Here is an 11,200-nt window from a genome sequence, read left to right on the forward strand (position 1 = left end):
TTTATATATTCTAGGCTCCAAATCTCTGACGATAACCGCACTTTCGACACAACTCTTCTACAGCTTCGCGTTTGGAGAAGCCATATACCAGATTGTTCGCTCGCTCACCCTCAATAATCTCCGAGAATGACTTCTCGTGCACATTACCCAGGTTAATCACACCCTCGCCATCGAGACAGCATGGAACCACCGTTCCATCCACAAGCACAGCTGCCTGACTACGTAATGCATGGCAAAAACCTTTGCCGTCATCTTCAGGTGCATCCAGACTTGGCCACTGGAACTCATGGTCCTGATTCAGGTATACATTTGGGGCAATTTTGACCCCACTGCCTGGAACTACTTTTTCCTCAATACGGAAGTCCAGATTGAACTCACGTTCCAATACTTCAAGGGTCTCCCGATTTCGATTCATCTGAGCATTTGTGAAGTTATCCTGTGTCAGATTCCACAGCCGGAATGAGATGATGACATTGTGCTTAACGGCCTCGTGTACAAAGGACAAAATATGACGCAGGTAACCGTCACGGTCTGTTGAACCTTCATGCCCATCGAAGCTGTGCAGGGAGAAATTCATCTGCCGCAGCGCCGGTTTGCCAAGCAATTTATGCTGAGTCTTGGGCAAGAGTGTACCATTCGTTGTAATGTTCACCTTGAGTCCCTTCTCATGTGCAGAATCAAGCAACAGATCTATTTTGGGATGCAACAAGGGTTCGCCTTTAACATGTAGATAAATATGATTGGTGTGTGGTTTAACTTGTTCCAGTATATTGTTGAAGACTTCAGGGTCAATGAATCCTTTGGCACGCTGCGTCTGTGGACAGAAGCTGCAAGCCAGATTGCAGATACTCGTGATCTCAATATATACTTTTTTGAACGTTTTCAACTTGAGTCCCCATTCTGCCTAGGAGGGCGAACAATCCCACCTGCATTTTGTGATCCGGCCTATACGGGCCATCCCTATTATATCGGGTTCATGAGCTGAGGTAAATTGTTCGGTTGTTCGGGTCTGACTCCAAGTTCATCTCAAGAATTCCATCATGCTGCCTCTTTACAGTTCATGTTCAAGTGATATATGCTGAACACACAACTGCATATCTTGAACTTTTGCACTAGGGGAGCCTTGCGGCTGAGACGAATATGACTATTCGGACCCTTTGAACCTGATCTGGATCATACCAGCGGAGGGAAGTGGAGCGGCCTTTTAGTAAGCGGAATTTTATCATGTATATGTGAAGATAAACTGCGGATCTAACTTACAGACCCACTCATTTCTCCGGAAATGAGTGGGTCTTTTTTGTTTCTTTTGGCAGAGTACAAGATGCCGTTGTTATTCCAGCAGTCTGACATCAAGGGGGTGAGGATCAGATGGATAACCATGTAACCATTCACAACATAAGCTTTGCTTTTCCCGAAAAAAAGGATTCCCCCGTGCTCTCCAATGTCTCGCTTCAGGTTCAACAAGGAGAATTTGTCTCGCTCATCGGCTCCAGCGGATCAGGTAAAAGCACGCTCTTCAAGCTGCTCGCAGGCTTGCATGAGCCAACCGTTGGCACCATCGATATAGCTGATGTACCGCAAGGACAAAGGCTCGGACGAGTCGCTTATATGCCGCAGAAAGATCTGCTGTTATCCTGGCGAACCGTCATGGAGAACTGCATGCTGCATGCCGAGCTTGCACCAGGCCGACAGGACTGGGACAAGTTACGGGCAAACATCCTAGCTGGGTTGGCAAGGTTCGGCCTGTCAGGTTATGAGCAGGCCTATCCAGATGAGTTATCCGGCGGCATGCGGCAGCGAGTGGCATTGCTTCGTACCTTGCTTACAGGCGGGCAGCTCATGTTGCTGGATGAACCCTTCGGTGCACTCGATGCCTTAACCAAACGAGAAATGCATCGCTGGTTGCTGGAGCTGTGGGAGGACTTTGGCCAAACCGTGTTGTTCATTACACATGACATTGAAGAAGCCCTGCTGTTAAGTGACCGTATCATTCTGTTAACTCCAGGGGGGCAAGGTCAGAAGTTGCGTGAGGTGACGGTTCCTTTACCACGCCCAAGGCATTCGGACATGATCTACGAACCGGCTCTCGTGCAGATGAGGCAACAACTGGAGGAACAATTACATGCAAAATGATAGAGCTGAGGTTAGCGTTTGGACGTGGTGTTCAAAGTGGCTCTCTAGGTCGTTTTCCCAATATGGTCTGTTCATTATGCTCATGTTCTTATTACTGGCGATCTGGGAAGTGATTGTGCGTATGGGATGGGTGCCCTCCTTTATCATTCCTGCACCCACGGCCATCGTAAGCTCACTGGTTGAGCATCGCCGTCTGCTGTTGACCATCCATCTGCCTGCTACCTTTATGGAGATTGTTGTTGGTTTTGTCTTGTCCATAGTGACTGGAATTACGCTGGCAACAGGCATGCATATGAACCGATCGATTGAAAAGGCCTTGTATCCCTTCATCGTGATCAGTCAAACCATACCGCTGATTGCCTTGTCTCCCGTATTTATCTTGTGGTTTGGTTACACGTTGTGGAGCAAAGTCGCGGTGGTATTCTTAATCTCATTCTTCCCCATTGTGGTCAGTACCTACGATGGACTCCGCCAAGGCGATCCGGAACAGCGTGAACTGCTGCTCACCATGGGCGCCAGCAAGTGGGATATTTTTCGCAAACTCCAGGTTCCACTGGCACTTCCCTCTTTTTTCTCGGGGCTAAAGATGTCTGTGGTGTACTGTGTGGTTGGGGCGACGATTGGCGAATGGCTTGGTGGCAGCAAAGGTCTCGGATACTTCAGCCGCCGTATGTCCAGCAACATGAACACGGATGCGATGTTTGCCGCCATTTTGCTGTTATCCCTGCTTGGAATCGTTTTGTTTGCACTGATTGCCTGGCTGGAGAAACGGTTTAGCATACGGCGTCATCGTCATGGAGGCAACAGAAAAGTTGGATAATACTTAGATAGAAATTTGATGTAAATACAAGAGTTACAATCTTCAAAACATACCTTGTGCACAAATTCAGCAGCATCTTCAATCAGTTCACTGTCACATTATCGTTAACATGCTGCTGTCCATTTTCTACAAATCAAAACGATGAAATGAGGAACTTCATTTATGAATAACAAAGGTATATACTCCCTGCTTCCCATCATGCTCATTAGCCTTTTCCTGATCATTAGCGGATGCAGCACCACGAATACCAGCAAAAACACGCCAACAACAGACTCTGCAACCCATGCACAACAAACAGACAAGCCTGCAACCGAACCAGCATCAGACGCCAAAGATAAACTGTCCATCATGCTCGACTGGTACCCGAACGCAGTACACTCCTTCATCTATGTGGCTCAGGAAAAAGGGTACTTCGCAGACCAGGGTCTGGATGTCGAAATTCAAATGCCTGCGGATACCAATGATTCACTCAAACTTGTTGCTGCCGGTAAAATTGATCTGGCCCTAAGCTACCAGCCCCAAATTTTGCTCGCGCGTGGCGAGAACATTCCTGTACGTTCCATTGCTGCTGTTGTTCGCCACCCGCTTGTGCATCTGTTGACCGAAGCAAATGGCAACGTGAGCTTACCCAAAGATCTTGAAGGAAAAACTGTCGGTTATTCCTCGATTCCGCTGTATGAAGCGATGGTTCGTACGATGATCAGCCACGATGGTGGCAATCCCGACAACATGAATCTGGTTGACGTTGGGTTCGATCTGATTCCTTCGCTGGCTTCCGGACAGGCGGATGCGATTATGGGTGGTTTTATTAACCATGAACAATTGATTTTGGAGAAAGAAGGACATGCCATGAAATCGATTAACCCCGTCGATTATGGCGTGCCTGATTATTATGAATTGGTCATGACTGCGAGTGAAGCTGGCATTGAAGCGAAAAAAGACCAACTTACCCGGTTCGTCAAAGCGATCCAGGAAGGACAAAAATATGTGACTGAGCATCCAGAAGAAGCCTTGAGTATTCTGCTCGCTCATGAGAATGAAACATCTCCGCTTGACCCGGAGATCGAAACCAAAAGCCTGGCTATTCTACTGCCACTCATGAATGAAGATGGTCAACCGTTTGGTCGGCAGGAAATGGAATCGTGGGAGAATGTACGTGCATGGCTCGTTGAACAGGATTTGATTCCTGAATCGGTGAAAGCCGAGGATGCTTTTATTAATCTGCAAGGAGAGTAAGTAAAGGAGTGAAAGGTGAATGAAGACAAGAGGAGATATAGATCAAAATGATTCAATTTGTCTATATCCATTTACAAAAATCCATTTTTAGTGAGTTATGAAATTGATTTATATTTTACGTTTCTGCTTCTACCGCTTTTAATGCCTCTCGTTGTCATTACACTCTGCGCCCCAACTCAACAAGGAGACTCATATCCTATTATTCTGCTGAGTGACTCCAGATATCGGACTTCCGCCGATGGGGTTACTTCAAAACAAGGAGGAGATTATATGTCTTATTTGGAACGTGTTCGTGCACAAAATCCGCTGGTACACAATATCACTAACCTTGTCGTGGCTCCCTTCACAGCCAATGGTCTGCTTGCACTAGGTGCGTCCCCTTTTATGGCCTATGCTCATGAAGAGGTCGCTGATGTCGCCAAGATGTCAGGAGCTGTAGTACTCAACATTGGTACTCTCGATGACAAAGTCGTTCAGGCGATCCGTCTGGCAGGCCAATCGGCTAATGCGCATCACGTGCCTGTGGTGCTTGATCCGGTTGGAGCTGGCGCAACCACATATCGCACGGAAACCGTGCAGATGCTCGTTCGTGAACTTCGTCTCACAGTACTGCGCGGCAATGTGGCGGAGGTCGCCAATGTCATCGGTGAGAGTTGGAGTATTAAAGGTGTGGACGCAGGATCAGGTGAGGGCGACCGAATCGGCATTGCGGAGCGGGCAGCGCATAAACTTGGCTGTGTCGTGGTCATTACCGGAAAAGAAGATATCATTACTGATGGACAATCCACATTCCTCACGAGTAATGGTCATGCCCTGCTCACTCAGGTCACAGGTGCTGGCTGTCTGCTCAGTTCGGTGATTGGTGCTTTTACAGCCATAGCGGAATCAGGAGCCGATCTTCTAGGCAGTGTTGTTGAAGCGCTCGCGTTTTATGGTGTAGCAGCTGAACTGGCGGCAGAGCGGACAGCTCATCAGGGGCCGGGCAGCTTCCAGATTGAATTGTTGAATCAACTGGCACAAGTAACACCAGACCTCTTGGCAGGATGCGCACAGATCCGTCAGATCCGTGGAGGTGCAGTATGAGTATTGCTCAAGCGCTAACCATTGCAGGCTCCGATAACGGGGGCGGCGCAGGCATTCAGGCTGATCTGAAAACATTCCAAGAACTTGGTGTATACGGCATGACCGTTATCACCGCTATTGCTGCCCAAAATACAACAGGTGTGCAGGGCGTTTTTCCCATCCCTTACGATGGCATTGCCCAGCAATTGGACTCGACCGGCGAAGACTTTCAACCAACCGCAACGAAGACCGGCATGTTATATAGTGCCGAGATTATTCGTCTAGTGGCTGAGAAATGGCAGCAATATCGTTGGGCTAATCTGGTCATCGACCCTGTGATGGTCGCCAAAGGCGGTGCCCCCCTTCTCCAACAAGAAGCTGTACAGGCGTTGGTTACGGAGCTGTTGCCACATGCCCTGATCACAACACCTAATATACCGGAAGCGGAACTGCTTACCGGGATGTCTATCACCAATCTGAGTCAGCGGGAAGAAGCCGCAAGACGGATTGTACAGATGGGCTCAACGTATGCTTTGGTCAAAGGGGGTCATGATGAAGGAAGTGGCATGATCGTGGATGTGCTCTATGATGGGCAGTCTTTTCATTATCTGGAGAATGTTCGTGTGGTAACACGTCATACGCACGGAACAGGTTGTACATACTCTGCTGCGATCACCGCAGAGTTAGCCAAGGGTTCACCTGTTCTGGCTGCCGTTACGACTGCGCGAGCATTCATTCAGGCGGCCATCGAAGATGAGCTGGGGATTGGGGCCGGACATGGGCCGACAAATCATTTTGCGTATCAGCGCAGACAGCGGGGTGAGCAGTGATGCGCCCGTGGGATGCAGAAGCGGTACAACGCGCGATGCAGGTATATTTGGTGATGGGCAGCGTCAATACAACGCAGGACCCTGTGGAAGTTCTGCGCCAGGCCATTGCTGGCGGCATTACGCTGTTCCAGTTCCGTGAAAAGGGAACTGGCGCCCTGGTTGGCGACGCTCGCATCACGCTTGCGATGCGGCTTCGCGAGGTGTGCAGCCAGCACGGGGTCCCGTTCATCGTGAACGATGATGTGGAGCTGGCTGTAGCGGTGGAGGCCGACGGCGTGCATGTCGGCCAGGAAGATGCGGACGCGGCGCTGGTACGCGCCCGCATTGGAGATGGGCGGATGTTTGGCGTATCCGCCCACTCTGTGGATGAGGCGCGCCGTGCCGTGCAGGCGGGCGCCGACTACCTTGGCGTCGGGCCCATGTACCCGACGCGCTCCAAAGCGGATGCCCACGCTGTGCTGGGCCCCGCAGGGGTAGCGGAACTGCGTGCCGTAGGCATCGCAGTTCCGATTGTGGGTATCGGCGGCATTACGCCCGATACCACGGCCGCCGTGATGGCGGCTGGAGCCGACGGCGTAGCCGTCATCTCCGCCATCGCGGGCGCGGCCGATGTGCGCGCAGCGGCTGCGCAGTTCGCTGCGGCAGTGCGCGGGATGCAGGCGTAGCCCTGCTCTCCCTGCACTGCCAGCCCCGATAGTCATACTTAGCCACCAGACCATAATCAAGATGCAGCTTCCATGCTTGCATCTTGTTTTTCATTTTCAACGGTTGACTCTCACGTAACGTCACACTGTACAATCGGTGTTGTAAGGAGGTTTCACACATGGCCATGAAGGTAAAAGAAGTTGCCGAACTTGCCTCGATCAGTGTGCGCACACTGCATCACTATGATGAGATCGGACTGTTAACACCGGACGAAGTGACTTCTGCCGGGTATCGATTATATTCAGATGCCAACCTGGAACGATTACAGCAGATATTATTTTTCAAGGAACTCGACTTCTCTCTGAAGGAGATCAAAAACATTATCACCAACCCCTCCTTCGATCCGGAAGAAGCACTTAATATGCATCGACTTATACTGCTGGAGAAACGCCAACGCTTGGATCAGATGATTGCTACCATTGATAGAACGGTTTTACACGTGAGAGGAGAAATTAAAATGACAGCCAAAGAACAATTCGAAGGATTTGATTTTAGCAAGAATCCGTATGAACAAGAAGCACGGGAACGTTGGGGAGACCATACCGTTGATCAGGCAAACCAAAAGCTGCACAGTAAATCAACCACGGATCAGAAAGCTCTATCCGATCAAATGAACAAAATCTACAAACATCTGGCTTCACTTCGTCACACAGAACCAGCATCTGGGGAGGCACAGGCAGGCATCAAAGAGTGGTACACTTGGCTAAACCAAATGGGAAGCTACTCACCTGAAGCCTTTAGAGGACTTGGTCAGATGTACGTGGACGATAAACGCTTCACGCATAATATTGATCAGTTTGGCGATGGTTTGGCAGTATTTATGAGAGATGCCATGGCTGTATTTGCTGACCAAAACAAATAATATAGCCCTGTCTTCAACAACATATAGTATTATTCAACTCTCATTGCCGTCAGATGTGGGCTGTAAACGATAGTCTGGAAGTTCCCCCCTGTCCTATAAAAAAATATTATCGTCATCAGCATTATTCGCTGTAAATGACCATTCGGATATTTGAACCTACCTCCTGGGGTGACCATATCGTTCTTGTAATTAACCTTATGAACATGTTGGATATATACTAGGGTTACGTTGTAAATAAATTGAATCGATCCGAATTGTTGCAAAAGTTATGAGCAATATCCCCCCTACCTGGTGGATACATAAAAGGGACGTACACCCTCAGGCGTATCGTCCCTTTTATGTATGCAAGTAACTCAGCCGCAATGTGAACAAGCCTAACTGCTGCTCACTCTGAGTACTTTATAAATATCTTTTAGTGTAGATGTTCTTTACTACGTTTTCTTCTGCTCCCAGTCCTTCGATATAACCTTTTCACCAGATGATTAGGATGATGAGCATTAAGTTTCTTCTGTCAAACATTCTTCATTTTGCTGCCCGTGTCCACCGTCTATCCGATTAAGCTCTTGGCGCGTGATCCGATGAAGATGCATCCGTGGCTAGACTGGTTCTCGCCATCCGGCCAGGAATCTGCCATGCAGACACAATTGCCAGCACAATGAATAACAAATCAATCGGTTGACTGAAGTAATCCTGGAAGGTTTCTGCAAACGCACTGATCATCTCGCTATCAAACACGAGTTCCATCACGCTTACATCACCAAACAGTTCGGAAGTAAAATAAACCACCGTCAGATATTTCCCCAGCAAAATGCCGACGAGCGCAAACAGTACGGCAATAATCTTATGTACTGTCGCAATTCGTTTATTGGAGAACAACACAACTGCGTAACCCGTGAGCGCTCCAATCAAAATCGCAATTAATCCCACCTCATACTCGGTCATTGCAGCAATAGCTGCCCATACGATGCCTCCCAGAATGGCTGCAATTAAGCCACCAATGATCGGCATACCGATTTTAACTCCTTGTTTCTCTTCCACGATGTCTTTCCCTCCTGAGTCATGCATATGCTTCTTTTCCAGAATTCACCTTTCCTATGAAAACACAAAAAGACCTATTATTCAACATTTTTCTACTATGAGAAAATATATTTATATAACAGAAAAGATATAGTAAGTATCCATTTCCTAATTCGCTCAAATAAATCATTGTATTTTTATCCTCCAATATCTCATAATCATTCCCTTGGTACATAAAAAAATATCCCTTCCAACAGCATAATAGCCGTAGAAGGGATGTTGTCCATATCTGTATCATAGATATAACCAATGTAACCGAGAAAACTACATTGAAAAGCTCTCTCTATCTTACCTTTGCACTTCCTTGGAAGGCTGAATAACAGCTGCAATCTGTGCCAAAATGGCATCCACCGATGCCGGATCATGCACATCATACTCATCAATGTTCAGACGCAGCACAGGGCAAGCCGTAAACTGATCAATCCACACGGAATAGCGCTCGTGCATATGCTCCCAGTACGAACGATCCGTCTGAATCTCCATCTCACGTCCACGTTCCGTAATACGGTTTAAAATCGAAGGCAGACTGCCTTCCAGATAGATCAGCACATCTGGATGTGGGAAATACGGTGTCATCACCATCGCTTCAAACAAACTGCTGTATGTCTCAAAATCTGTAGCAGACATGGTTCCTTGATCTGCATGCATTTGTGCAAAAATGCCCGTATCTTCATAGATGGAACGATCCTGTACGAATCCCCCACCGAGTTCAAAAATCTTTTTCTGTTCCTTGAAGCGTTCTGCCAGGAAATAAATCTGCAGATGGAAGCTCCAACGCTCAAAGTCATGATAGAACTTCTCCAAATATGGATTATGATCAACTTGTTCCAGAGAAGTCTTGAAATTCAAACGCTGTGCAAGCGCAGCCGTTAACGTGGATTTGCCCACTCCAACCGTACCTGCTACCGTAATTAATGCATTCGTTGGAATGCCATAGTTATTCATATGATATACTCCTTTACCTGATTAACAATTTGCCTGAAGTGTTCAGGATGTTCCACAAAGTCGAGTTGCTCTGCATTGACCTTAATGATTACTGGTGGATTTGAGCTATTCGCCAGATAATCCATTCCTGTTTTGTAATCGGCGATCAGTTGTTCCATATATGCCGGGTCCATGTCCTGCTCAAATGAGCGTCCACGCTTATTAATGCGGTACATCAACGTATCAAGTTCAGCTTCAATATAAAGCACCAGATTGGGCTTTGGCAGATCATCTGTTAACAGATGATAGATTTGACGATATTTATCCCGTTTCGTTCCCTTTAAGGTACGATCGGCAAAAATCATGTTTTTATAGATATGATAGTCTGAAATAACTGGGGTATTCTGCTCTACATAATGAGCGCCCGTGTCTTCCAGCTGTTTAAACCGATTACACAGAAAAAACATTTCCAATTGGAAACTCCACTCGTCGATATCCTGATAAAAGGAAGCCAGAAATGGATTCTCTTCTACGATTTCTTTAACTAACGGAAGATTCAATTCATGGGAAAGCATCGTTGCCAGCGTTGTTTTCCCCGCTCCGATCGGACCTTCCACGGCAATAAACGGGGCTGATTTCATCGTGTTCACTGTTCCTCCTCGTACTTATGCGTGTTTCCGTTTTCTATATAGACCTCACCTATTGTATCACAGCTTTAAGGATTGGAACGCCAGTATTTTATGTATATAACAAGTCAAATCAGAACTAATGAATTACATAAAATGAATTACATTAAAGTCATAACCACCGGCTTAGCCGGTGGCTTCCATCAGCCCTATAAGGGCATGGTACTAGCTTGCGCCTAAGAAGGCGCATTGAGAGTCTGCCAACCGCGAGCGGTTCCGGGCTTGCCCCTAAAAGGGGCTTTTTACTTGCCTTTTTTCACAGACTCACCCGTAAACGGGTCCAATAGTTCTTTCATGGTCAGCTGTTCGTAGTTCTTATCCTCCACTAGCTGATTCCGAATGTATTCGGCGATCACTTTCTTGTTTCTTCCTACCGTGTCCACGTAATATCCTCTGCACCAAAACTGTCGATTGCCATATCGATATTTCAGATTGGCAAACCTATCGAAAATCATCAGCGAGCTTTTCCCCTTTAGATAACCCATAAATTCCGACACACTCATTTTTGGCGGAATACTCACTAGCATGTGGATGTGATCGACACAAGCTTCCGCTTCCAATATTTGTACACCTTTTCTCTCACATAACTCTCGAATGATCTTCCCAATTTCCCTTTTCAGTTTCACATAAATCACTTGTCTTCGATATTTAGGCGCAAATACAATATGATATTTGCAGTTCCATTTCGTATGTGCTAGACTGCTTTTGTCCATCTTTCTCCCTCCTTGATTTCATCCGTGCGGTTGGCAGACCGGCACTCATTTTATCATGAAGGTCAAAAGATGGACTACTTATAGCTATAAGCTTTCTGGAACCCCCAGTCGAACTGGGGGTTTTCTTATACAATAAAAAAGACACACTCGAA

Annotated in this window: 12 protein-coding genes and 1 riboswitch; of the genes, 7 read left to right on the forward strand and 5 right to left on the reverse strand. The window is 47.2% G+C overall.

Annotation, left to right across the window (positions count from 1 at the left end):
• Positions 1-10: 10 nt before the first annotated feature.
• Positions 11-886 carry a radical SAM/SPASM domain-containing protein gene (locus AC6CIF_RS29285; RefSeq protein WP_253430463.1) on the reverse strand — a complete coding sequence of 292 codons (876 nt, stop codon included), beginning with the start codon at positions 884-886 and terminating at the stop codon, positions 11-13.
• 218 nt (positions 887-1,104) lie between these two features.
• A riboswitch (TPP riboswitch) is annotated at positions 1,105-1,207 on the forward strand.
• 161 nt (positions 1,208-1,368) lie between these two features.
• Here AC6CIF_RS29285 and AC6CIF_RS29290 point away from each other — a divergent pair.
• The 7 genes from AC6CIF_RS29290 (at position 1,369) to AC6CIF_RS29320 (ending at position 7,648) form a co-directional block, all read left to right on the forward strand.
• Positions 1,369-2,133 (forward strand): ABC transporter ATP-binding protein, encoded by a 765-nt coding sequence (locus AC6CIF_RS29290; RefSeq protein WP_498202511.1) that lies wholly within the window; start codon positions 1,369-1,371, stop codon positions 2,131-2,133.
• The gene (locus AC6CIF_RS29295) at positions 2,123-2,953 is read left to right on the forward strand and encodes an ABC transporter permease (protein ID WP_498202512.1); all 831 of its coding nucleotides are present in this window, start codon (positions 2,123-2,125) and stop codon (positions 2,951-2,953) included. The genes AC6CIF_RS29290 and AC6CIF_RS29295 overlap by 11 nt, the downstream gene beginning before the upstream one ends.
• Before the next feature lie 162 nt (positions 2,954-3,115).
• Complete coding sequence (locus tag AC6CIF_RS29300) at positions 3,116-4,189, forward strand: ABC transporter substrate-binding protein (RefSeq protein WP_498202513.1); 1,074 nt, start codon at positions 3,116-3,118, stop codon at positions 4,187-4,189.
• Between the two features lie 270 nt (positions 4,190-4,459).
• Positions 4,460-5,272 carry a hydroxyethylthiazole kinase gene (thiM, locus tag AC6CIF_RS29305; protein WP_498202514.1) on the forward strand — a complete coding sequence of 271 codons (813 nt, stop codon included), beginning with the start codon at positions 4,460-4,462 and terminating at the stop codon, positions 5,270-5,272.
• Positions 5,269-6,081, forward strand: coding sequence for a bifunctional hydroxymethylpyrimidine kinase/phosphomethylpyrimidine kinase (thiD, locus tag AC6CIF_RS29310; protein WP_498202515.1), 813 nt, complete (start codon positions 5,269-5,271; stop codon positions 6,079-6,081). Before thiM ends, thiD begins: the two co-directional genes overlap by 4 nt.
• The gene (gene thiE / locus AC6CIF_RS29315; protein WP_498202516.1) at positions 6,081-6,746 is read left to right on the forward strand and encodes a thiamine phosphate synthase; all 666 of its coding nucleotides are present in this window, start codon (positions 6,081-6,083) and stop codon (positions 6,744-6,746) included. Before thiD ends, thiE begins: the two co-directional genes overlap by 1 nt.
• A 158-nt stretch (positions 6,747-6,904) precedes the next feature.
• Complete coding sequence (locus AC6CIF_RS29320) at positions 6,905-7,648, forward strand: MerR family transcriptional regulator (protein WP_498202517.1); 744 nt, start codon at positions 6,905-6,907, stop codon at positions 7,646-7,648.
• Between the two features lie 555 nt (positions 7,649-8,203).
• Here the strand turns inward: AC6CIF_RS29320 and AC6CIF_RS29325 are convergent.
• The 4 genes from AC6CIF_RS29325 to tnpA all read right to left on the reverse strand — a co-directional run bounded on the left by AC6CIF_RS29325 (position 8,204) and on the right by tnpA (position 11,048).
• Positions 8,204-8,686 carry a hypothetical protein gene (locus tag AC6CIF_RS29325; protein ID WP_240768242.1) on the reverse strand — a complete coding sequence of 161 codons (483 nt, stop codon included), beginning with the start codon at positions 8,684-8,686 and terminating at the stop codon, positions 8,204-8,206.
• 327 nt (positions 8,687-9,013) lie between these two features.
• Positions 9,014-9,670, reverse strand: coding sequence for a deoxynucleoside kinase (locus tag AC6CIF_RS29330; protein WP_036672670.1), 657 nt, complete (start codon positions 9,668-9,670; stop codon positions 9,014-9,016).
• The gene (locus AC6CIF_RS29335; protein WP_017690540.1) at positions 9,667-10,290 is read right to left on the reverse strand and encodes a deoxynucleoside kinase; all 624 of its coding nucleotides are present in this window, start codon (positions 10,288-10,290) and stop codon (positions 9,667-9,669) included. Before AC6CIF_RS29335 ends, AC6CIF_RS29330 begins: the two co-directional genes overlap by 4 nt.
• A gap of 287 nt (positions 10,291-10,577) precedes the next feature.
• Complete coding sequence (tnpA, locus tag AC6CIF_RS29340) at positions 10,578-11,048, reverse strand: IS200/IS605 family transposase (RefSeq protein ID WP_498202518.1); 471 nt, start codon at positions 11,046-11,048, stop codon at positions 10,578-10,580.
• Between the last annotated feature and the right edge of the window lie 152 nt (positions 11,049-11,200).

Source organism: Paenibacillus sp. GQ49, from assembly GCF_059759055.1.